We start from the raw sequence: 21,150 nt of genomic DNA, 5'->3' as shown, positions 1-21,150 counted from the left end.
GATGAAACGCTTCGCGGCCCTCTACACCGCGCTCGATGCGACCACGTCGACGCACGACAAGCTCGCGGCGCTGACCAGTTATTTCTCGGTGGCCGAGCCTGAAGACGCGGCATGGGCGTCGTATTTCCTCGCGGGCGGCAAACCGCGTCAACTGGTGCCGACGCGTTTGCTGACCGACATCGCGCGCGAGCGCGCCGGCTTGCCCGAGTGGCTGTTCGAGGAGTCATATCACGCGGTGGGCGATCTGGCCGAAACCATCGCGCATATCCTGCCGCCCGCGTCGCGCGACTCCGAGCTGGGTCTCACGCAATGGATCGAGCAACGCATGCTGCCGTTGCGCGGCCTGCCGCCCGACGAGTTGCGCACGCGTCTACTCGGTTACTGGGACGAACTCGACTGGGGCGGCCGCTTCCTGCTGACCAAGCTGATCGGCGGCGGCTTTCGTGTGGGCGTCGCGCGGCAACTGGTGGTGCGCGCGCTCGCCGAAGTGGCCGGCGTGGATCACAAGCGGATCGCGCAACGAATGGTCGGCTGGACCGATTCGCGACAGAAGCCCGATGCGGCGCGCTATCTGCGTCTGATCGCGCCGCAGACCGACGACGATACGCAAGCGCAAGCGCATGCGCGTCAACACGATAGCGACCTGGGCCTGCCGTACCCGTTCTTTCTCGCGCATCCGTTGCAGACCGATCCGGCGACGCTCGGCGATCCCGCGCATTGGCTGATCGAATGGAAGTGGGACGGCATACGCGCGCAACTCGTCAAACGCGGCGGGCGCGTGTGGTTGTGGTCGCGGGGCGAGGATCTGATCACCGATCGTTTTCCCGAGGTCGCGGCATTGGGCGAGTCCTTACCCGATGGCTGTGTGATCGATGGCGAGATTCTCGCCTGGGAACCCGGCGCGGCCGCGCCGTTGCCGTTCGCGCGACTGCAACCGCGCATCGCGCGCAAGACGCTGACTCGCAAGATCCTCGCGGATTCGCCGGCAGCGCTGCTCGCGTACGACCTGCTCGAAGCGAACGGCCAGGACCTGCGCATGAGCCCGCTCGTTGATCGGCGCGCGCGGCTCGATGCGTTGAGCGCTTCGGTCGATGGCACGCTCGCGCGCGGTCTGCTGCGCGTATCGCCGCTCGTCCACGGCGCGGACTGGAGCGCGCTCGCGGCCTTGCGCGAAGAGAGCCGCGCGCGCGGCGTCGAAGGCTTGATGCTGAAGGAGCGCGAATCGATGTATGGCGTCGGCCGCACCAAGGCATCGGGCACGTGGTGGAAATGGAAGATCGAGCCCTATGCGGTAGACGCTGTGCTTGTGTACGCGCAGCGCGGTCATGGCCGTCGCGCGAGTCTCTACACCGACTACACATTCGCGGTGTGGGACGAAGCCGACGGCGTGCGCACGCTCGTGCCGTTCGCGAAGGCCTATTCAGGGCTTACCGACGAAGAGATGCATCGCGTCGATGCGATCGTGCGCAAGACCACCGTCGATAAATTCGGCCCGGTGCGCAGCGTAACGCCGACGCTCGTGTTCGAGATCGGCTTCGAAGGGATACAAGCGAGTTCGCGCCATAAGTCAGGCGTGGCCGTGCGTTTTCCACGCATGCTGCGCTGGCGTACCGACAAACATATCGACGACGCCGACACGCTCGCGATGCTGAAAGGCTTTATCGATAATCGTGCGGGATAACCCGCAGAGCACAAACCCCTAACACGTCGAGCATTTTTTTATCGGCATCGTCGCTTATCCTTTGTTTATGACCGCGTCATCGATTCGCGCCATAAGAGCGCTCGCGGCATGCATTGCGTGGCCCCCTCAATCCGTTGGAATACCGATGTCGAGCGACGCCCCTGAGTGAGGCGGATCGCACAAGGACAGTGCGTCAAACGATGTTGCGCAGCACGCACATCGCAGTCGCCGTCATTCAAACGCCGTGATGTATGGGCACGCTGAATCCCGCATACCAGGTAATTGCAACGCTGGAGTGCGGGACGACGCGTGCCGGCCGCGCATCGTCCGAATGAAGCGGAAATAAAAAACCTGGCCGCAGTCCGGCAGACGCAATGGGATCGAATCTTGCGCGCGTGGCGCGAGATGCCCTTCAGGGCGAATGAAAAAGGGCGAGAAAAAATGACTGTGTTCAACGACAGCGTGGACAGCAGCGACGACGTGCTCGTATGGCGGCCGATCCGCTATGCGATGGCCGCGCATCGCCGCGTGCTGGTAGTCGACGATTACCGGGAAGCAGCGGACGCGCTGCAAATGCTACTGACGGCCGACGGCTTCGAGTGCCGTGCGCTCGACGATCCGTATGCCGTGTGTCAGACCGCGTGCGAGTGGCAGCCGTTTGCGGTGCTGCTCGATATCAAGATGCCGGGGCTCGACGGGCTCGAACTTGCGCGGCGGCTGCGCGCGCATCCGCAGACTGCGCATATGCTGCTGGTTGCGTGTACCGCGTTCGCGTCGCGTGAGGATCGCGCGCTCGCCAAGGCGGCTGGCTTCGATGCGCATTGCGCGAAACCATTGACGCCCGAGCGTCTGTTGCGCGTGCTCGAATCGGCGGCCGCGTTGCATGCGGCGGAGCCATCATCTGAATCAGGCTGTTAGCGAAAACTTGCTGACCGTTCTGTCATTTCTGCAGGGTCGCCGTCGGAAATCGCACTCGGCGCGGTGCGAATCCGCTTGTCATTTGTTTGCCATCTGGCTGCCACAGTTCTATCCGCCGCAGCTTCCCTAGCCATGCGAGCCCCTACGTTGCAGTTCACGCAGGGGTTTCACTTCGCTCGCACACGCAGGCCCACTCGTTGCTGAAAGACCGATGACGCGGCGCGCTCGTGCGCGCCGTCGAGGATCATTTGCAACGAGGGAGATCAGACATGAGCGACAAGCAACGCCCGGCACCGCCGTTTCCTGAACAGCAGCAGGACCAGACGCCCGGCCGCACGGCCGGCATGAACCCGCAACCGGATCACGGCGAGAAAACCTACGAAGGTTCGGGGCGGCTCGCTGGCAAGGCAGCGATCGTGACCGGCGGCGACAGCGGCATTGGCCGTGCGGTCGCGATCGCGTTCGCGCGTGAAGGCGCCGATGTGCTGATCGCCTATCTCGACGAAGAAGACGATGCGCGCGAGACCGCGCGCTGGGTCGAGGACGCCGGTCGCAAGGCGGTGCTGGTCGGCGGCGATATCCGCGATCGCCGGCATTGCGATGCGATCGTCGACAAGGCGATCGAGGCTTTCGGCCGGCTCGACGTGGTGGTCAACAACGCGGCGTATCAGATGAGCTATCCGTCGCTCGACGCGATCAGCGACGAAGAATGGGACAAGACCTTCGATACCAACATCGGCGCGATGTTCAGAATCACGCGTGCGGCGGTCCGCCATATGAAGCCGGGCGGCGCGATCATCAACACGTCGTCGATCAATGCCGATCATCCGAACCCCGGCCTGATCGCCTATGCGACCACCAAGGGTGCGATTCAGAACTTCACCGGCGGCCTCGCGCAATTGCTCGCGGAAAAGGGTATTCGCGCGAACTGCGTGGCGCCGGGACCGATCTGGACGCCGCTGATCCCATCGACGATGCCGCCCGACAAGGTCGAGCAGTTCGGCAAGCAGGTGCCGATGAAGCGCCCCGGACAACCGGCGGAGCTCGCTGCCGCGTATGTGATGCTCGCGTCGGACGAAGCGAGCTATATCTCGGGCGCGACGATTGCCGTGACAGGCGGCGCGCCGATTATTTAGGTGGTCGAACCGAAGGCGGCGAGGCTGCCGGCGAGCGCATGGCGGCTTCTCGCAGTGGTTTCCATAACGTCATAAGGGAGAGTGACATGAAGATCGATGTATCCGTCAAACTGGGGGCCGCGCTCGTGTCGGGCTGCCTTGCGCTAGGTTTTGCGCAGGCGGGCTTCGCGCAGACCGGTTCCAATCCGTCTACGCAACCCGGAAAGTCCGCCGCAAAACCGGGCGCAAGTCTGGAAGAATCGCGCACGCCGGATACGACCAGTACGAACGACGCGAACGGTAATGTCGGCGAGTCGGGGGGCGCGACCAATGGTGTCGCCGGCGGCGGCAATGGCCGCACCACCACCGACAAGCGCTTCAAAGGCGCGACGCCGCCGCGCGCGGGTAGCGCGGCGGGGCAATAAGCGTTCAGCCGGGCGCGTCGAGCTGCGTCGCGACGCGCCGCACGCCGCGGCGGCATCGCGCTCGCGCGCTGCCGCCGTTTTGCATGGGTTCGAGTTGCATGGAGTTTCGTTGCGCGCCGCGTTGCTTGCGCGACGCCTTGTGAGGAGGAAATCCGATGGCTACCCCCGATGCTGAAACCGCGCAGGCCGACGCGCCCGCGTCGCATGCATTGACGTTCGAGATCAACGGCGAGACGCGGCACTTCGACGTTCAGGCGTGGACCTCGCTGCTCGATCTGCTGCGCGAGCATGCGCACCTGACCGGCACCAAGAAGGGCTGCGATCACGGCCAATGCGGCGCGTGCACGGCGCTCGTCAATGGTCAGCGGATCGATACCTGCCTCGCGCTCGCGGTCGTGTACGACGGTGCATCGATCACGACGATCGAAGGTCTCGCGAACGGCGATACGTTGCATCCATTGCAGCAAGCGTTCATCGAACATGATGCGTTCCAGTGCGGCTACTGTACGCCGGGGCAAATCTGCTCGGCGTACGCGATGCTCGAAGAAGGCCATGCGCGCTGCGCGGACGACGTGCGCGAGCAGATGAGCGGCAATCTGTGCCGCTGCGGCGCATATACGAATATCGTCGCAGCGATTCTCGACGCGGCGCATTTCGGCGACGAGGATGCAAGGCAAGCCAGTCCGGTCGCGAATCAGCGCGGAGTGCGGCCATGAACCGCTTCTCGTACACGCGCGCCGAGGCGGTGCAGGATGCGCTCGAACGGCATCGTTCGGACAAGGCCGCCGCGTTTATCGCGGGCGGCACGAATCTCGTCGACCTGCTGCGCGAAGACGTGGCGCGGCCGGCTTTGCTCGTCGACATCAACCGTTTGCCGCTCAGGCGGATCGAAGCGTCGGCGCAAGGCGGCCTGATGATCGGCGCGCTCGTAACGAACAGCGCGCTCGCGTATGACGATACCGTCGCAGCGCGCTACCCGCTGCTTGCGAAAGCGATCCTGGCCGGCGCGTCGCCGCAGATTCGCAACGTCGCGACGATCGGCGGCAATCTGCTGCAACGCACGCGCTGCTACTACTTCTACGACGTGGGTACGCCGTGCAACAAACGCGAACCCGGCAGCGGATGCCCGGCGCTGCACGGCGTGAACCGCATTCACGCGATCCTCGGCGCGAGCGAACATTGCATCGCCGTGCATCCGTCCGATATGTGCGTGGCGTTGGCGGCACTCGGCGCCACCGTGCATCTGATCGGCAACGACGGCGCACGCACGCTGCCGTTCGCGGATTTTCACCGGCTGCCGGGCGACACGCCGCATCTTGATACCAACCTGCGCGACGACGAACTCGTGACCGCGATCGAGCTGCCGCGGGAAGGCTTTGCCGCGCATCACGCATACGTGAAGGTGCGCGACCGCGCATCGTATGCGTTCGCGCTCGCGTCGGCCGCGGTCGGTGTCGAACTGGATGACGACTCGCGCATCGTCGATGCGCGTTGCGCGCTCGGCGGCGTCGCGCACAAGCCGTGGCGCGATCCCGCCGCCGAAGCCGCACTGCGCGGCGAGACGCTGAACGCGCGGACGGTGCGCGATTTCGCGGGGGCGCTGCTGCGCGATGCGCGCCCCCAGCGCGACAACGCGTTCAAGATCGAACTCGCGGCGCGCGTGATCGTGCGCGCCTTCGGCGAGGCCACACAACGTTCGTTCGAGGAGACCGCGCGATGAACCGTGCCGAAACCTTGCCATCGACAGGCAGCCCAAAGCACGCGATCGGCGTGCCGCACTCGCGTGTCGACGGCCTCGCCAAAGTGACCGGCGCCGCGCAATATGCGGCCGAGTTCTGCGCCGAAGGGCTCGTACATGGCGTGGTCGTGTCGGGCACGATCGCTTCGGGCAAGATCGTCTCGATCGATACCTCGGCCGCCGAAGCGCTGCCCGGCGTGCTGCTCGTGCTCACACATCGCAAGCGCCCGGCGCTGCCATCGGACGTCGATGCGTTCAAGGACATGATCGCGCCGGCCGGCACGCCATTGAGACCGCTGTGGGACGAGCGCGTGTGGTACAGCGGGCAGCCGGTCGCGCTGGTGGTCGCGCAGTCGCTCGAACTCGCGCGCTACGCGGCGTCGCTGGTGCGGGTGCGCTACGAGGCCGCTTCTCATCAGACCGATATCGAAGCGGCGTTGATGAGCGCCGTGCCGCCGTCGGCGGAGAAGGGCGGCTTCGATCCGCCGCCGCCCGAGCGCGGCGACCCGCGCAAAGCGCTGGCCGATGCCAGGGTGCGCGTAGACGCGTTCTACACCACGCCCGCGCAATACCACAATCCGATGGAAATGCACGGCTGCACCGTGGTGCCCGATGCGCGAGGACACTTGACCGTCTACGAGAAAACTCAGGGCGTCGTCAATACGAAAGGCTATCTGCAGCGCGTGTTCGGTTTGAAAGACGACGAAGTGCAGGTGGTGTCGCCGTTCGTCGGCGGCGCGTTCGGCTCCGGCTTGCGGCCGCAATATCATCTGGCGCTCGCGGTGATGGCCGCGCGCGAACTGAAGAAACCCGTGCGCATCACGCTGACCCGGCAGCAGATGTTCACCTTCGCGCATCGGCCGCAATCGGTGCAGCGCGTCGCGCTCGGCGCGTCGGCGGATGGCCGCCTGCAGGCGGTGATCCACGAGGCGGTGTCGGAAACCTCGCGCTATGAGGAGTTCTGCGACGTGGTGGTCAACTGGGCCGGGCAGCTGTATCGATGCGACAACGTGTCGATGGGCTACAAGGTCGCGAAGCTCGACGTGCCGACGCCGGCCGACATGCGCGCGCCCGGCGCGACCCAAGGGCTCTTTCCGCTCGAAGTCGCGATGGACGAACTCGCCGAGGCATTGCGGATGGACCCGCTCGAATTGCGGCTCGTCAACTATGCGGAACGCGACGCGAACAAGAACTTGCCGTTTTCGAGCAAGGCGCTGCGCGACTGCTATCGCGAAGGCGCGGCGCGCTTCGGCTGGGCCGGGCGGCCGCTCGAACCGCGTGCACGCCGCGAAGGCAACGAGTTGATCGGCTGGGGCATGGCGACCGGTGCGTGGGACGCGATGCAGAACAAAGCGGCCGCCCGTGCGGTGCTGACGCCCGATGGCTGCGTCAGGGTGTCGAGCTCGACCGCCGATATCGGCACCGGCACCTACACCGCGATGACACAGATCGCCGCCGATGCGCTCGGCGTGCCGCTCGCGGACGTCAGCTTCGAACTCGGCGATACGCGGCTGCCGAAGGCGCCGATCGAGGGCGGATCGTGGACGGTGTCGTCAGTGGGCAGCGCTGTCGATGCGGCCTGCACGCGCCTGCACAATCGTCTCGTCGAACTCGCGCGCGAACATGGCGGTGCGCGCTTCGCGTCGGTGGATCGCGAAGCAGTGCGGCGCGAGCGCAACCGGCTCGTGTGCGGGCCGCACGCGGACGACTCGATTGCGATCGCGACGCTGCTCGAACGCGCGGGCCTCGACGAACTCGAAGAGCAGGCGAGCGTGCAGCCGCACATAAAGCAGCAGGCGTATTCGATGGGCACGCATTCGGCGGTGTTCGCCGAAGTGCGTGTCGACGAAGCGCTCGGCACCGTGCGCGTGACGCGCGTGGTCAGCGCGGTCGCGGCGGGGCGCATCGTCAATCCGAAGACGGCGGGCAATCAGATCGCGGGCGGCGTCGTGTGGGGCATCAGCATGGCGCTGCACGAGCACGGCCAGTTCGATCACGTGCTCGGACGGCAGATGAATCACAACCTCGCCGAATACCATATGCCCGTGAATGCCGACATTCACCAGATCGACGTGCTATTCGTCGACGAGCGTGACGACATCGTCAATCCGCTCGGCGTCAAAGGCGTCGGCGAAATCGGCGTGGTGGGCGTGGCCGCGGCGGTCTGCAACGCGATCTGGCATGCGACCGGCAAACGCATCCGCGATTTGCCGATTACACCCGACAAGCTGCTCGGCTGACGGCCCCTAGCCGCGTCGATCGATTCGACGCGGCAGCGCCGCGCTCAATCCGCGTACTTGAACTCCGGCAACGCCTCGAGCGATTTCTTCGTCCCGTCGGGCAGCACGATACGCCGGTTGTCGATCTGCAGATCATTGAACGGCACGGCGACCAGATGCTTGCCCAGGCCGAGAAAGCCGCCGACCGACAGGATCGCGTAGGTGGTGCGCTCGGTGCCCGGCGATACGATCAGATCGTCGAGCGTGCCGATATTGTCCTTGTTGCGGTTGTACACGTCCGCGCCCGACAGCTTCGACGCGCGATATCCGCTCGCGAGCTGCACGACGTCGGTGCGTTTTTCGGTGATCGCTTGCGGAGCGCCTTGCGCGAACGCGCTGCCGCACGGACCCAACGCGGAAATCAGCGTAATGGCGGCGAGAAGCGATGCGGAAGCGGCCAGCGGTTTGATCTGCGTGTTGCGCATCATCTGTGTTCTCCCTGATTGCTGTCGTGGCTTTTCGATGGCGCGGAACGCGTGCGCCTTGCCGCTATGCTGCAAATCTCATGCCGCGACTTCTGATCTGAGGGAAAGCAAGCCCGTCGGGCCCAAAAGTTGCTGTTCGAACTCGCCTGCTAGGTGCGCGCTGTGTAATGTCCGGCGCGTTCGCCCCAAATGCCTAAACTTGAATAGCGAGCAGCCCGGAACACATGGGAAGGCAGTTGAAAAAAGCACATGCATGCCCCCGAGATACCAGCCTCCTTGCATCCACTGAGAACACTTATGTCATCCCCAGCCAGCTACTCGACGCGCATTTCCGAAGGCACGCCTTTTCCGCTCGGCGCGACATGGAACGGCAGCGGCGTCAACTTCGCGCTGTTCTCCGCGCACGCGACGAAAGTCGAACTGTGTCTGTTCGACGAATCCGGCCAGCACGAACTCGAACGCATCGAGTTGCCCGAGTACACCGACGAGGTATGGCATGTGTTCGTCCCGAATCTGAAACCGGGTGCCGTCTATGGATATCGTGTGCATGGTCCCTACGAGCCCCAGAACGGGCATCGCTTCAATCCGAACAAGCTGCTGCTCGATCCGTATGCGAAGGCGCACATCGGCGAGCTGAAATGGGCGCCGGAAATTTTCGGCTATACGCTCGATTCGGAAGAGCTGGACCTGTCATTCGATGAGCGCGACAGTGCGCCCTTCGTGCCGAAATGCAAGGTGGTCGACGCGAATTTTTCGTGGAGTCATCCGGAGCGTAACGCGCTGCCGTGGGAGCGCGTGATTCTGTACGAGACGCACGTGCGCGGCTATACGAAACGTCATCCGCAAGTGCCCGAGCGTTTGCGCGGCACGTTCGCGGGTCTCGCGCAGCAGCCGGTGCTCGACCACATCGGCAGCCTCGGCGTAACCACGGTCGAGCTGATGCCGATCCAGACCTTCGTCAACGACAAACATCTGCTCGACAAGGGGCTGACGAACTACTGGGGCTACAACACGATCGGCTTTTTCGCGGCCGATCCGCGTTTCTTCGCGTCGTCGACCGAGTCGGTCGGCGAGTTCAAGGAGATGGTCGACCGCTTTCACCAGGCCGACCTCGAAGTGATACTCGACGTCGTGTACAACCACACGGCCGAAGGCAACGAACGCGGCCCGACGATCTCGTTCAAGGGCATCGACAACGCGTCGTACTACCGGCTGATGCCCGACGAGCCGCGCTACTACATCAACGACACCGGCACCGGCAACACGTTGAACCTGTCGCATCCGCGTGTGCTGCAGATGGTGACCGACAGTCTGCGCTACTGGGTCACCGAAATGAAAGTTGACGGTTTCCGCTTCGATCTCGCGACGATCCTCGGCCGCGAAGATCACGGCTTCGACGAAGGCGGCGGCTTTCTCGACAGCTGCCGCCAGGACCCGGTGCTCTCCAGCATCCGGCTGATCGCCGAGCCGTGGGATTGCGGCCCGGGCGGCTATCAGGTGGGCGGTTTTCCGCCGGGGTGGGCCGAATGGAACGATCGCTTCCGCGACACCACGCGCGCCTACTGGAAGGGCGACGAGAGCACCGCCGCGGATCTCGCGACACGCATCACCGCGTCTGGCGACAAGTTCAATCACCGCGGCCGGAGGCCGTGGGCAAGCGTGAACTTCATCGCCGCGCACGACGGCTTCACGCTGAACGATCTGGTCTCGTACAACGACAAGCACAACGACGCAAACGGCGAGGACAACCGCGACGGCCACGCGGACAACCGGTCGTGGAACATGGGCGTCGAAGGACCGACCGACGACGCCGACATCCGCCAGCAACGCGAGCGCCAGAAGCGCAATCTGCTCGCGACGCTGCTGCTGTCGCAGGGCACGCCGATGATCCTCGCCGGCGACGAATTCGGCCGCACGCAGCAGGGCAATAACAATGCGTATTGCCAGGACAACGAGATCAGCTGGGTCGATTGGGATGCGATCGACGACGACGGCCGCGCGCTGACGGAGTTCGTGCACAAGCTGACCACGCTGCGCCACCGCTTGCCGGTGCTGCGGCGCGGCCGGTTTCTGACTGGCGAATACAACGAGACGCTCGACGTGACCGACACGCGCTGGCTATCGCCGGACGGCACCGACATCACGGCCGAGCAATGGGCCGATCCGGCGATGCGCTGCTTCGGCCTCGTGATCGACGGCCGCGCGCAGGCGAGCGGCATTCGCCGTCTTGCTTCCGACGCGACCTTGCTGCTGGTGCTGAACGCGCATCACGACGTCGTCAACTTCACGCTGCCCGACATTCCCGAGGGCGAGCGCTGGACCTGCCTCGTCGACACCAACATGCCGGTGCGCGCCGAGCTGCCGCAATTCAGCGCGGGCGATGCGTACCAGGTGACGGGCCGCTCGCTGCTGCTGTTCGCGCTCGAAGCGCCGAGCCGCGCGACCCAGCGCGTATTCGACCGCCTCGAAGAGCAGTTGACTTCCGACGAAGGCGACTCCGCGCCAGGCTAGGTCCTGGTGAGTGAGCGACGCCAGTTCCGTTGCACTCCGTTGTACAAGCGGGCCGCAGCTCGGGTACAACGTTTGCTCCCTCTGTGGTTGACGACATGCACGCGTCTCCGTTCTTCGCGACGATAGACGCGCGAACGCAAACAGCCAGGCTGGGGTGAACAAATGGAACAGGAACCGAGCGTCGACGAGCAGATCCGCGTGCGCGCCTACTATCTGTGGGAGCAGGCGGCCGAGCCGAAGGGCAAGCCCGAGCAATACTGGGAGCAGGCGCGCAGTGAGATCGAGAAGGAGGCACCACCGGTCGAGAGCGGGCCGGTGTCGGGCGACACGATGAAATAGGCGTTACTTAGCCTTCCGGAGTAACGAGACTCTGAGCCGGCGCATCGCGCGCGGCTCGGGGACCGCTTTCCCATGCCCGATCTTCCTTCACAAGATGAACGACACACCCGAGCCGCGCGCCACGAGCCCCGCAGCGCGAATTCAGGCAGCGACCGCCGCATTCGGTATCGAGGGCCTCGTCACATTCGTCGTCGCGGTGATCGCGGTCGCATGCCTGTACTTCGCGAGCGCGGTGATGATTCCGATCACGCTCGCGATCCTGTTGAGCTTTCTCGTCGCGCCGCTCGCCGATGCATTGGCCCGGCTCAAACTCGGCCATGTCGCATCGGTGTGCGCGGCGGTGCTGATCTCGGTGTCGGTCATCGCGCTGTTGTGCGCGGTGATCGCCACACAGTTGACCGATCTCGCCGCCGGCATGCCGCGCTATCAGGCGACCATCCATCACAAGCTCGATACCGTGCACAGCCTGACGATCGGCAAGCTGAACCGTTTCGCGAGCGAGGCAGGGCAGGCGTTGCAGCGCGCGACGATCGAGCCGCCGCAATTACCAGCGCCGAACGGCGCGGCCGCCGCGGCGAGCCCGCAGGCATCGACGGCGGTGCCGGTGGAAGTGCGCGAGCCGGTGCCGACGCCGTTCGAGCTCGCGCGACGCGTATTGTCGCCGGCCATCAGTCCATTGGAAACCGCGTTCATCGTGTTCGTCGTCACGATCGTGATCCTGCTGCAACGCGACGACCTGCGCGATCGCGCGATCCGGCTGTTCGGCTCGCGCGATCTGCATCACACGACCACGGTGATGGACGAGACCGCGCGGCGCCTGAGCCGCTACTTCGTGTCGCAGCTCGGCGTGAATACCGGCGTCGGCGCCGTGATCGGCGCGGGGCTGTTTCTGATCGGCGTGCCGAGCCCGGTCCTGTGGGGCATTCTGGCGGCGCTGCTGCGGCTCGTGCCCTACGTCGGCATCTGGATCGCGGCGATACTGCCCACCGCGCTCGCGGCCGCGGTCAGTCCCGGCTGGGAGATGGCGATCTGGTCGCTGGTGCTGTTCGTGGTCGCCGAGCTCGCAGTGGGGCAGGTGGTCGAGCCGCTGCTGTATGGGCGCAGCACGGGCCTGTCGCCGTTTTCGGTGGTGGTCGCGGCGATCTTCTGGAGCTGGATCTGGGGGCCCATCGGACTGATCCTGTCGACACCGTTGACGCTGTGTCTGCTGGTGCTCGGCCGGCATGTACGGCGTCTCGAGTTTCTCGACGTGCTGCTCGGCGATCAGCCCCCGCTGACGCCGGTCGAAAACTTCTATCAACGCGCGCTCGCCGGCGATCCGGATGAACCGATCGAGCAGGCCGAAGTGCTGCTGCGCGATCGCTCGTTGTCGGCCTATTACGACGAAGTCGCGATCGGGGCCTTGCGGCTCGCGGCCAGCGACGTAACGAGCGGCAGCGTGACGAGCGCACAGCTCGCGCGCATCGAATCGACGACCAACGAGCTGGTCGACGGCCTCGACGGCTACGAGGATCGCGAGCCCGCACCGCTCGCGACGCAGTCGAATTGGGGCGCGGCGGGGCCGCTCGCGCCCTCCGACGAAACGCGGGCCGCGCGGGCGATGCCACGATCGCTCGACACGGCGAACAATGGCATGAGCGCCGCGACGGTCACGCCGGAGCAGACCCACGGCCCGCAGCAGGAGCCGGGCAGCGAACCGTCCGTCATAGAGCCCGTATTCGCGTGGCATGCGCCGACGAGCCGCGTGTTGTGCCTGCCGGGCCGTGGCCCGCTCGACGCGCTCGCGACGATCATCCTGCTGCAGTTGCTCGGCAAGCACGGCTTCGCGGCGCGCTCGCTGCCGCACGAGGCGGTGTCGCGCGCGTCGATCGATAGTCTCGAGGCTGGCGACGTCGGCATCGTCTGCCTTCTGTATCTGCAGATCGACGGCATTCCGTCGCACCTGCGCAATCTGATCCGGCGCATCCGCGCGCGCTTGCCGAACGTGTCGATCGTGGTCGGCCTTTGGGCGCCCGAGGATACGCAGCAGTGGAGCGCGGAACAGCAAGAGTCGCTGGAAGCGGATTGCGCGGTGACGTCGTTGCAGCAGATGCTAGCCGCGTGCCGTCATCTCGATGCGACGCGAAAGGTGATTGAGGAGCCGCAGTTCGAGCATGGCTGACGCCTTGCGGCCTCGCCGCATCGCGGCCGGTTATCCGCCATTCTGCGAAAGCGGCGACATGAACTCCGACAGGTGCGCCATGCGCGCCTGCGTGCGCTCGCGAACCATCGCGGTCGACAGCGAGATGCCGATCGAACCCGCAACGTTGCGGAACATCGTGAACAGCGCGGACGCGTCGTCGTTGAGTCGCGGGGGCACCGTCAGATACGCAAGCGTCGTGATCGGCACGAACAGGAAGCCGATCGCGAGCGACTCCTCGTGAACGTGCCGTTCGGCGTGCTGACCTCGCTCGCGGTGATGCAGCTGGTCGAGGATGCCACCCGCGGCCGCCGTGATCACAGCAATGCACGAGGCCGCGGGCGCTCGGGAAACACGGGCAGCGCGCAGCGCGCCGCCACGCGCCTATTGACCGGCGGGCTTGTCGTGCCCGGCCTTTGCCTTGTCCTGCTCCGGCTCGATCTTCGTGGTGCCGCCGGTCGAAGGCGGGTCGCTAGCCGGGAAGCTGTCCTCGACCTGTTCGTCGATCTGCTGCTCGCTCTTTTCCGAGTGCGGATGCTGTTCCTTGTGTGTCGTCATGGTGGCTCCTTCCTCAAGGTTGAACGGCAAGACGACGGCTCACGACGCCGCCGCTTGCGGCGCGCTGCCGGCCGTCGCGCCGATGATCGTGAGCGCCTCGGCGCGCGACAGCCCGCCGCGCATCGCGTCCGAAAGCCGCGCGGTCAGCGCGTCGCGCTCGCAGGCGAACACCGCGTCGACATTGCCGTCGCGCACGTACAGCGCGATGAACTGGTGATGATCGAAGTCGCCATCGACGACGATCTCATCCCACTCGCTCGCGTGACCCAGGTATTCGAAGTTCTTGCCGTAGTGATAGGTCCAGAAGAACGGCACGTCCGCATAGCGGGTACGCAAGCCGCACATGTTCTGCGCGGCGATGCGCGCATGCTGCTGCGCGACGCGCCAATGTTCGATACGCAGCGGCTCCTGGTTCTCGTGCAGCGAGAACACGGCGATATCGCCGGCCGCGTACAGACCGCACGCGGCGCTCATGCCGGCATTGACGACCACGCCGCCGTCCTTCTGCAACGGCAGTCCTTCGACGAACCCTGTAGCCGGCGCAACCCCCGTGCCTAGCAGCACGACATCGGCGGCGATGGCTTCGCCGTCCGCGAGCATCACCGTATGCACGTTGCCTTCCTCGCCCTCGAGCGAGGCGACCTTCGCGTCGAGATAAAACTTCACGCCATTGCTTTCGTGCAGCGCGCGAAACATCTGGCCCGCGCGCTCGCCGAACTGCTTCACGAACGGCACCTTGTCGCGCGAAATCACGGTGACGGGCACGCCGTGCTTGCGCAACGCCGATGCGACTTCGAGGCCGATGAAACTGCTGCCCAGAATCGCGACGCGGGTATGCGATGCATCGTCGCCGAGCGCGTCGATCAACGCGGCGGCATCGTCGAGGTGCCGCAGCACGTGCACGCCGCCGAGTTCGCAGCCTGGAATGTCGGGCACTTTCGGCACGCTGCCGGTGGCGAGCAGCGCGGTGTCGTATTTGAGCGGCTCGATGCTCTGCCCGCCATTACGCGCGCCGGCTTCGAAATGGATCGTGCGCGCGGGCACGTCGAGCCGCGCGACCTTCGCGACGATCCGTTCGATGCCGTGCGTGTGCAGCCAATCGGGCGGCAACAGCGGCGGCACGTCGGCGGGTGGCATTTCGAACGACGGAACGAATTTGCTCAGCGAGGTGCGATCGTACGGCGCGTGCGCTTCGTCGCCGATCAGCGTGATGCGGCCCTCGAAGCCGAATTCGCGTAACGCGGCACAGGCGGCGGCGCCGGCCGCGCCCGCGCCGATCACCACGTAGTGCTTGCGTTGCGCGGCGGCATCGAGCGCGGGCGTGCGCGCCGCCGCATCCGGCGCGGCGATTTTTTCCGCCGATACGAGCACGTCGTCGCCATCGAGCGTGACCGGGTAGCGATCGAGCGGCAGCAGCGGGGGCGGCTCCAGCACGTTGCCGGTCGCGACATCGAAGGTGCCCTTGTGCCACGGACAGATGATGCGGCCGTGGCACAGCGCTCCCTCTTCGAGCGGGCCCCCCGCATGCGGGCAATCCGGTGAGTACGCGCGCACGGTGTCGCCGTCACGCACGAGCAGGACCGGCGTGTCGTCCACGGTGACGCGCACCGCGCGCTCCGCCGGCAATTCCGATAGCCGCGCAACGCGGCGGGCAGTCGTCGACATGGTCAGGCCTCGCGCATGGAAAGGCTCGCGCAGCGCATCGAGGCGCGTCGCGAGCAGGAACGGAAGTAGGCTTGCCATCAAGCAGCGATAAGGCAGCAATCGGTGTGCCCGACGGGCTTAGCGAAGTGATGCAGCGAACCCGCTTGGGAAGATAGGCCGAGTTGCGGTAAATTTCGAGGCAGGGGAATTAGCGCGCGAACAGCGACGTGCGAATTCACAGGCAATGCCTTTTCCTGACCGTAGGCAACTTTGATGGAGCGGGTGACCGTGCAGCGTGCAGAACGTGTCGCAGTCGATGTACCGATGCCGTCACGCAACTTCGCTGCGACACGGCGCATGTTGCTGATCGTGCTGGCCGTGTCGATCGTGTTTCCGTTGGCCTGCCTCGCGGGCTACGGCTACTTCGACTACCAGCGCCGGATCTCCGATGCGAACGATATGATCGACCGCCTCGCGCGCGTGGCGCAGGAGCAGGCCGTCAAGGTGCTGGATCTGAACCGGCAGATGGCCTCGCGCGTGATCGAGCTGCTCGGCGATTCCGACGATGCACAGATCCGTGCGCGCGAGCGCGAACTGCACGAGCGCCTGCAGAGCATCGGCGGCGACTTTCCGCAGGTGGCATCGATCGCGCTGCTCGGCGTGAACGGCGAGCTGCTCGTATCGAGCCTCGCGTATCCGGCGCCGGCGCTGCAGACCGGCCAGCGCGACGATTTTCTCGCCGCGAAGGCGATGCGTCCGCAGCCGTATTACTCGCTGCCGATGTTCGGCCCACTCTCGAAGGTCGACGTCTTCACGACCGCGATCGGCCGCTCGGACGCGAACGGCCGGTTTCTCGGCGCGGTCACGGTCGCGCTGCGCAACGAATATTTTTCGCGCTTCTATCACGAACTGACCAACGGCGATCCGTCGCTCGCGCTCGCACTCTATCGGCAGGACGGCAATCTGCTGGTGCGCTATCCGCCATGGCCGGCCGGCGCGCGGCCGTCGATGCACAGCGCGTTCATGTCCGCGTTGCGCGACAAACAGCTGTTCGGCCACGTGCGTCTGAATTCGACCGTCGACGGCGTCGAGCGGCTGCTCGCGTTTCGCCGCGTCGGCGACTACCCGTTGTATGTGATGAGCGCGTACGCGACGTCGTCGATCGTCGCGGCATGGCGCATGCACTTTCTGTTGATCGCGGCTCTGACGGCGGTGCCCTGTATCGCGATCTGGGCGCTCGTGCTGTATTCGCTGCGCCAGCTCGAAGCGGAGCGCCGCGCGTGGGAGCGCTGGCAGGGCGAGGTCGCAATGCGTCTGTCGGCCGAAGCGTCGAGCCGGCAACTGCAGCGCATGGGCGCGCTCGGCAATCTGGTCGCCAATGTCGCGCACGATTTCAACAATCTGCTGATGGTGGTGTCGGCCAATACCGAGCTAGCGCGGCTCAAGCATTACAACGATCTCGAGAAGGAAGTGCAAGCGGTCGAGCGTGCCACCGCCACGGCCCAAGCGCTGACACGGCGTCTGCTCAGCGTCGCGCGCAAGCAGCCGCTGAAGCAGGAGCCCGTCGAGCTTGCACGCTGGCTGCCGGCCGCCGTGCCGCTGATCAACGCGGCGCTCGGCGACACGATCGAGCTGGCGCTGCGCATACCTGAGGGCCTGTGGCAGGTGCTCGTCGATCCGACCGATCTCGAGTTCGCGATCGTGAACATCGCGATGAACGCGCGCGATGCGATGCCGCGCGGCGGGCGCTTCGTGATCCGCTGCCAGAACAATCGGCTGGTCGGCAGCGACACGCTGCTGCCGGACGGCGAGTACGTGCTGATCGCCTGCTCCGACGACGGCGAAGGGATGCCCGAATCGGTCGCGCGACGCGCGTTCGAGCCGCTCTTCACGACCAAGCTGCGCGGTTCGGGCACCGGCCTCGGGCTCGCCCAGGTGCTGTCGATGTCCGAGCAGGCCGGCGGCACCGCGAAGATCGACAGCGTGCTGGGCAGCGGCACGACTGTACGGATGTTTCTGCCGCGCTATCGCGAGCGCGCCGCAACGGCCGGCGTCGATGCGCGCCAGCCGTTGCCGAGCGCGGCCGGGGTCATACTGCTCGTCGAGGACAACGAGGACGTCGCGGCCGGCGTGACCGCGGTGCTCGAAACCTTCGGCTGCGAGGTCCATCACGAGCCGACCGCCGACCAGGCGTTCGACGTGCTGAGCGCCGGCGAGCGCTTCGAGCTCGTGCTGTCGGACATCCAGATGCCGGGCAAGCTGAACGGTATCGACCTCGCGGAGAAGATCCGCAGCGCGTGGCCGTCGCAGAAGATCGCGCTAATGACCGGTTACGCCGACGAGCTCGACCGCGCGCGTCGGCTCGGCATCGCAATCCTCGCGAAGCCGTTCAATATCGACGAATTGCATGCGCTGGTGGCGTGCGGCCCCTGAAGCCGCGGCACGCCGTTCGCACATTGCGTGCTTGGGCTTTTCCTGTCGTGCTGTGCTGCGGCACAGCACTTGCTGAAAAGAGTGCGAGGTTTGCGCGTGCGGCTGCCGCGCGCCCACTTCGTTTCGACACTCTCGACACCAAGGAGAATCGCCATGAAGATCAGACACGCAGTGCTCGTTTCCACCTTGCTCGCGGCTTCCTCGCTCGCGATGGCCCAAGGTGCCGGCGGTGGCGCCGGCGGCGGCGGGGGGCCGGCCGGCACCGACCCGAACACCAACGCCGCGACCTCGTCGCGCGAGGGCGGCGATGCGGGCCCGGCGACGACGGCTACGCCTGCGACCCACCATCACATGAAGAAGCACTCGAAGTCGAAGAAGCCCATGACCGACTCGACGAATATGCCGGGCGCCGACGCGAGCAGCGATACGAAGGGGCAGTAAGCGCCGCGTATCGAGGCAGAAGGACGGCAGGAGCCGCGCGCCGGTCCCCCGGCGTGTCGGCTTCTGCGTTTTTGTGCACAAGCGTGCTGACGGGCGATTCGCGCTGCGCCCGCCAGCGCTCAATCCTTTTCCATCGACGGGTCGTACTTGCCGAGCGCGGCCGCGCCATTCAGACGCGCGCGCTTGAGCAGCGCCTGCTGCGCTTCCTTTACGTTGCCCGGCTGGCCGCGCCACGCATTCAACGGCGGCTCCTGCAACGCGCGCCCATACGAAAAGCTCAGATTCCACGGCAGCGCGCCGAGCCGGTTCATCGCGCTGAGATTGGCGGTAGCTTCCTCGGGCGACTGTCCGCCCGACAGGAACACGAGACCCGGCACCGAAGAGGGCACCGTGCGCATCAGCACGCGCACGGTCGCCGCCGCGATATGCGCGGTGCTCGACTGCTGCTCATGCTCGGAGCCGGCCAGCACCATGCTCGGCTTCAGCACGATATGTTCGAGCACGACGCGATGCCGATGCAGCGCATGAAACACCTCGTGCAACACGGCCTCGGTCACTTCGGCGCAACGCTCGATCGTGTGGTCGCCGTCCATCAGCACCTCGGGTTCGACGATCGGCACGATGCCGGCTTCCTGGCTGATCGCCGCGTAGCGCGCGAGCGAATCGGCGTTCGCCTCGATCGCGAGGCGGCTCGGCAGGCTCGCGCTGATGTTGTAGACCGCGCGCCACTTCGCGAAGCGAGCGCCTTGCCGCTTGTAATCGACGAAGCGTTTGGCGAGACCGTCGAGGCCTTCGGTGATCTCGTCGCCCGGAGCGAGCGCGAGCGGCACTTTGCCGAGGTCCACCTTGATGCCGGGCACGATACCGTTCGCCGCGGCCACTTGCGGGAACGGCGTGCCGTCGTCGGCTTTCTGGCCGAGCGTTTCCTGGTAGAGGATCACGCCGCTCACGAACTCGCCGAGGCCGGGTGTCGTCAGCAGCAGGTTGCGATACGCGCGACGGTTTTCTTCGGTCGATTCGAGGCCGATCGTCTTGAAGCGTTTGGCGATGGTCGGGCCGCTTTCGTCGGCGGCGAGAAGCCCCTTGCCCGGTTGAATCATCGCCTTGACGGTGGCTTGCAGCTCGCTACGGGTGTCCATGAGGTGTGCTCCCTTGGGTAGGCTCCGTACGATGCGGTGTGCGGAGAAGTGCCGGTGACGGTTTCCTTTGCGTGACGGGTGGATGCGAAAGCGGACTTTATTCGCCGAGCAGATGCAACACGATATCGCGCGGCTGTGGCTGACGCCGATGTTCGAACAGATAGAGCCCCTGCCATGTGCCGAGCACCATTCTTCCATGCTCGACGGGCACCGATAGCTGCACCTGCGTGAGTGCCGTGCGCAAATGCGCGGGCATATCGTCGGGGCCTTCGGTGTCGTGCTCGTAGCGCGTGTCGTCCTCGGGCGCGAGGCTGTCGAAGTAGCGCTGCAGATCGCGCCGCACCGATGGATCGGCGTTCTCCTGAATCAGCAGCGACGCCGACGTGTGCCGGCAAAACACCGTCAAGAGACCCGTACGGATGTCCGTATCGTCGACGAAGCGGCGCGCGTCGTCGGTAAATTCGACCAGGCCGCGGCCACGGGCCTGGACACGCAGATGATGGATGACCTGGCGCATGATGGAGCTCGAATGTCAGAGCGACGCGAACGCGTCCTCGATGTCCTCGGCGCTGCGAGGCCGCACCACGCGCGCGACCTCGGCGCCGTCGCGCATCAGCACGAGCGTCGGCCACAGCTTGACCTTGAACGAGCGGCCGAGCGGGCGGCCGGGACCGTCCTCGATCTTCAGATGCCGCAGGCCCGCGTGCGGCGCGAGCGCCTGCCGGATCGAGGCCTGCGCGCCCTGGCAATAGCCGCACCAGTCGGTGCCGAATTCGACGACGGTGGCGCCGGGCAGCGAGTCGAGCTCGGCGCGGGAAGGGGCTTTCGGGGAATAAGCTGTCGAGGAGGTCATGCGTGCTCCGCTCTTGATCTTGATCTGCCAAGGGTAGCAGCTATGCTGCGGATCGTCAGCGCAGCGGCCGTATGCAGCCGATGCGCGTGATGTCGCCGCGGCATGTTAAAAAGCGGTGCGCGCGTGCTCGACCGATCGACGCGCCGCGTGATCGCACGGAACCTCGCAAAACATGAACGCCCGAATCTATCTGCAACATCCGCAGCACAAGGACGCAATCGCGGTCGCGACCGGCTTCAGCTGGGGCGCGTGCCTGCTCGGCTTCATCTGGGCGCTGTCGAAAAGAATGTGGTTCGCCGCGTTCGTGATGCTAGGCATCAACGTGATTCTGCTCGGCATCGGTCTGTGGGGCGAGACGGCCGACCTGATCGGCTTCGTGCTGTCGATCCTGTTCGCGTTCGCGTGCGGCGCGTATGGCAACCGTTGGCATCGCTGGACGCTCGAACAGCGCGGCTACGTGACCGTGTGATAC

At 65.6% G+C, this 21,150-nt stretch carries 19 protein-coding genes and 1 pseudogene; 13 read left to right on the top strand and 7 right to left on the bottom strand.

All coding sequences use genetic code 11. The annotated features are described in order from the left end of the window. Position 1: 1 nt before the first annotated feature. The 7 genes from AB3X96_RS12035 to AB3X96_RS12005 all read left to right on the top strand — a co-directional run bounded on the left by AB3X96_RS12035 (position 2) and on the right by AB3X96_RS12005 (position 8,117). Positions 2-1,681, top strand: coding sequence for an ATP-dependent DNA ligase (locus tag AB3X96_RS12035; protein WP_368589897.1), 1,680 nt, complete (start codon positions 2-4; stop codon positions 1,679-1,681). Between the two features lie 441 nt (positions 1,682-2,122). Further along, positions 2,123-2,599 (top strand): response regulator, encoded by a 477-nt coding sequence (locus AB3X96_RS12030; protein ID WP_176381529.1) that lies wholly within the window; start codon positions 2,123-2,125, stop codon positions 2,597-2,599. A gap of 269 nt (positions 2,600-2,868) precedes the next feature. Next, entirely contained in the window at positions 2,869-3,735 is an 867-nt protein-coding gene (locus AB3X96_RS12025) for a glucose 1-dehydrogenase (RefSeq protein ID WP_368589896.1), read from the top strand. An 86-nt stretch (positions 3,736-3,821) separates the two neighbouring features. Then, on the top strand, positions 3,822-4,139 hold the full coding sequence (locus AB3X96_RS12020; protein ID WP_368589895.1) for a hypothetical protein: 318 nt from the start codon (positions 3,822-3,824) through the stop codon (positions 4,137-4,139). A gap of 155 nt (positions 4,140-4,294) precedes the next feature. Further along, a complete protein-coding gene (locus AB3X96_RS12015) occupies positions 4,295-4,855 on the top strand; it encodes a (2Fe-2S)-binding protein (protein ID WP_368589894.1) in 561 nt (186 codons plus the stop codon). After that, positions 4,852-5,859, top strand: coding sequence for a xanthine dehydrogenase family protein subunit M (locus AB3X96_RS12010; protein ID WP_368589893.1), 1,008 nt, complete (start codon positions 4,852-4,854; stop codon positions 5,857-5,859). Before AB3X96_RS12015 ends, AB3X96_RS12010 begins: the two co-directional genes overlap by 4 nt. Next, the gene (locus AB3X96_RS12005; protein ID WP_368589892.1) at positions 5,856-8,117 is read left to right on the top strand and encodes a xanthine dehydrogenase family protein molybdopterin-binding subunit; all 2,262 of its coding nucleotides are present in this window, start codon (positions 5,856-5,858) and stop codon (positions 8,115-8,117) included. The genes AB3X96_RS12010 and AB3X96_RS12005 overlap by 4 nt, the downstream gene beginning before the upstream one ends. 44 nt (positions 8,118-8,161) lie before the next feature. Here AB3X96_RS12005 and AB3X96_RS12000 read toward each other — a convergent pair whose 3' ends face one another. Next, positions 8,162-8,584 carry a PRC-barrel domain-containing protein gene (locus AB3X96_RS12000; RefSeq protein ID WP_184227461.1) on the bottom strand — a complete coding sequence of 141 codons (423 nt, stop codon included), beginning with the start codon at positions 8,582-8,584 and terminating at the stop codon, positions 8,162-8,164. Between the two features lie 294 nt (positions 8,585-8,878). On the opposite strand from AB3X96_RS12000, the gene glgX reads away from it, so the two are divergent. From glgX to AB3X96_RS11985, 3 genes are all read left to right on the top strand, one after another. Next, complete coding sequence (gene glgX, locus AB3X96_RS11995) at positions 8,879-11,092, top strand: glycogen debranching protein GlgX (protein ID WP_368589891.1); 2,214 nt, start codon at positions 8,879-8,881, stop codon at positions 11,090-11,092. A 162-nt stretch (positions 11,093-11,254) separates the two neighbouring features. Further along, positions 11,255-11,431: a DUF2934 domain-containing protein gene (locus tag AB3X96_RS11990; protein WP_368589890.1), complete on the top strand. Its 177-nt coding sequence runs from the start codon at positions 11,255-11,257 to the stop codon at positions 11,429-11,431. A 94-nt stretch (positions 11,432-11,525) separates the two neighbouring features. Then, the gene (locus AB3X96_RS11985; protein ID WP_368589889.1) at positions 11,526-13,592 is read left to right on the top strand and encodes an AI-2E family transporter; all 2,067 of its coding nucleotides are present in this window, start codon (positions 11,526-11,528) and stop codon (positions 13,590-13,592) included. 39 nt (positions 13,593-13,631) lie between these two features. On the opposite strand, the pseudogene AB3X96_RS11980 reads toward AB3X96_RS11985, so the two are convergent. The 3 genes and pseudogenes from AB3X96_RS11980 to AB3X96_RS11970 all read right to left on the bottom strand — a co-directional run. Beyond that, positions 13,632-13,847 (bottom strand): annotated as a pseudogene (locus tag AB3X96_RS11980) (EmrB/QacA family drug resistance transporter); the annotation flags it as partial. A 147-nt stretch (positions 13,848-13,994) separates the two neighbouring features. After that, positions 13,995-14,168, bottom strand: a complete 174-nt coding sequence (locus AB3X96_RS11975; protein WP_176105940.1) for a hypothetical protein — start codon at positions 14,166-14,168, stop codon at positions 13,995-13,997. Between the two features lie 39 nt (positions 14,169-14,207). Next, positions 14,208-15,833 (bottom strand): FAD-dependent oxidoreductase, encoded by a 1,626-nt coding sequence (locus AB3X96_RS11970; RefSeq protein WP_368590145.1) that lies wholly within the window; start codon positions 15,831-15,833, stop codon positions 14,208-14,210. A 267-nt stretch (positions 15,834-16,100) separates the two neighbouring features. Here AB3X96_RS11970 and AB3X96_RS11965 point away from each other — a divergent pair, with 267 nt between their 5' ends. Together AB3X96_RS11965 and AB3X96_RS11960 are read left to right on the top strand one after the other, a co-directional pair. Further along, positions 16,101-18,245, top strand: coding sequence for a response regulator (locus AB3X96_RS11965; protein WP_368589888.1), 2,145 nt, complete (start codon positions 16,101-16,103; stop codon positions 18,243-18,245). A 153-nt stretch (positions 18,246-18,398) separates the two neighbouring features. Next, on the top strand, positions 18,399-18,686 hold the full coding sequence (locus AB3X96_RS11960) for a hypothetical protein (RefSeq protein WP_176381503.1): 288 nt from the start codon (positions 18,399-18,401) through the stop codon (positions 18,684-18,686). A 119-nt stretch (positions 18,687-18,805) separates the two neighbouring features. Here the strand turns inward: AB3X96_RS11960 and AB3X96_RS11955 are convergent, their stop codons facing one another. The 3 genes from AB3X96_RS11955 to AB3X96_RS11945 all read right to left on the bottom strand — a co-directional run bounded on the left by AB3X96_RS11955 (position 18,806) and on the right by AB3X96_RS11945 (position 20,678). Then, positions 18,806-19,825, bottom strand: coding sequence for a class I fructose-bisphosphate aldolase (locus AB3X96_RS11955; RefSeq protein ID WP_176105937.1), 1,020 nt, complete (start codon positions 19,823-19,825; stop codon positions 18,806-18,808). Between the two features lie 97 nt (positions 19,826-19,922). Further along, on the bottom strand, positions 19,923-20,342 hold the full coding sequence (locus AB3X96_RS11950) for a secondary thiamine-phosphate synthase enzyme YjbQ (protein ID WP_368589887.1): 420 nt from the start codon (positions 20,340-20,342) through the stop codon (positions 19,923-19,925). 15 nt (positions 20,343-20,357) lie between these two features. Continuing rightward, entirely contained in the window at positions 20,358-20,678 is a 321-nt protein-coding gene (locus AB3X96_RS11945; RefSeq protein ID WP_176105935.1) for a thioredoxin family protein, read from the bottom strand. A 172-nt stretch (positions 20,679-20,850) separates the two neighbouring features. Between AB3X96_RS11945 and AB3X96_RS11940 the strand changes: the two genes are divergently transcribed. Further along, positions 20,851-21,147: a DUF2628 domain-containing protein gene (locus AB3X96_RS11940; protein WP_368589886.1), complete on the top strand. Its 297-nt coding sequence runs from the start codon at positions 20,851-20,853 to the stop codon at positions 21,145-21,147. The last annotated feature ends 3 nt before the right edge of the window (positions 21,148-21,150 follow it).

Source organism: Paraburkholderia sp. BR13439 (assembly GCF_040948805.1).
Classification (GTDB): domain Bacteria; phylum Pseudomonadota; class Gammaproteobacteria; order Burkholderiales; family Burkholderiaceae; genus Paraburkholderia; species Paraburkholderia youngii.
The sequence above is the reverse complement of the archived record's forward strand: the minus strand, read 5'-3'. Positions and strand labels throughout refer to the sequence as shown.

Coding starts and splice junctions, on each gene's coding strand:
- AB3X96_RS12035 (WP_368589897.1), top strand. CDS start 2: ATGAAACGCTTCGCGGCCCTCTACACCGCGCTCGATGCGACCACGTCG.
- AB3X96_RS12030 (WP_176381529.1), top strand. CDS start 2,123: ATGACTGTGTTCAACGACAGCGTGGACAGCAGCGACGACGTGCTCGTA.
- AB3X96_RS12025 (WP_368589896.1), top strand. CDS start 2,869: ATGAGCGACAAGCAACGCCCGGCACCGCCGTTTCCTGAACAGCAGCAG.
- AB3X96_RS12020 (WP_368589895.1), top strand. CDS start 3,822: ATGAAGATCGATGTATCCGTCAAACTGGGGGCCGCGCTCGTGTCGGGC.
- AB3X96_RS12015 (WP_368589894.1), top strand. CDS start 4,295: ATGGCTACCCCCGATGCTGAAACCGCGCAGGCCGACGCGCCCGCGTCG.
- AB3X96_RS12010 (WP_368589893.1), top strand. CDS start 4,852: ATGAACCGCTTCTCGTACACGCGCGCCGAGGCGGTGCAGGATGCGCTC.
- AB3X96_RS12005 (WP_368589892.1), top strand. CDS start 5,856: ATGAACCGTGCCGAAACCTTGCCATCGACAGGCAGCCCAAAGCACGCG.
- AB3X96_RS12000 (WP_184227461.1), bottom strand. CDS start 8,584: ATGATGCGCAACACGCAGATCAAACCGCTGGCCGCTTCCGCATCGCTT.
- glgX (WP_368589891.1), top strand. CDS start 8,879: ATGTCATCCCCAGCCAGCTACTCGACGCGCATTTCCGAAGGCACGCCT.
- AB3X96_RS11990 (WP_368589890.1), top strand. CDS start 11,255: ATGGAACAGGAACCGAGCGTCGACGAGCAGATCCGCGTGCGCGCCTAC.
- AB3X96_RS11985 (WP_368589889.1), top strand. CDS start 11,526: ATGAACGACACACCCGAGCCGCGCGCCACGAGCCCCGCAGCGCGAATT.
- AB3X96_RS11975 (WP_176105940.1), bottom strand. CDS start 14,168: ATGACGACACACAAGGAACAGCATCCGCACTCGGAAAAGAGCGAGCAG.
- AB3X96_RS11970 (WP_368590145.1), bottom strand. CDS start 15,833: ATGTCGACGACTGCCCGCCGCGTTGCGCGGCTATCGGAATTGCCGGCG.
- AB3X96_RS11960 (WP_176381503.1), top strand. CDS start 18,399: ATGAAGATCAGACACGCAGTGCTCGTTTCCACCTTGCTCGCGGCTTCC.
- AB3X96_RS11955 (WP_176105937.1), bottom strand. CDS start 19,825: ATGGACACCCGTAGCGAGCTGCAAGCCACCGTCAAGGCGATGATTCAA.
- AB3X96_RS11950 (WP_368589887.1), bottom strand. CDS start 20,342: ATGCGCCAGGTCATCCATCATCTGCGTGTCCAGGCCCGTGGCCGCGGC.
- AB3X96_RS11945 (WP_176105935.1), bottom strand. CDS start 20,678: ATGACCTCCTCGACAGCTTATTCCCCGAAAGCCCCTTCCCGCGCCGAG.
- AB3X96_RS11940 (WP_368589886.1), top strand. CDS start 20,851: ATGAACGCCCGAATCTATCTGCAACATCCGCAGCACAAGGACGCAATC.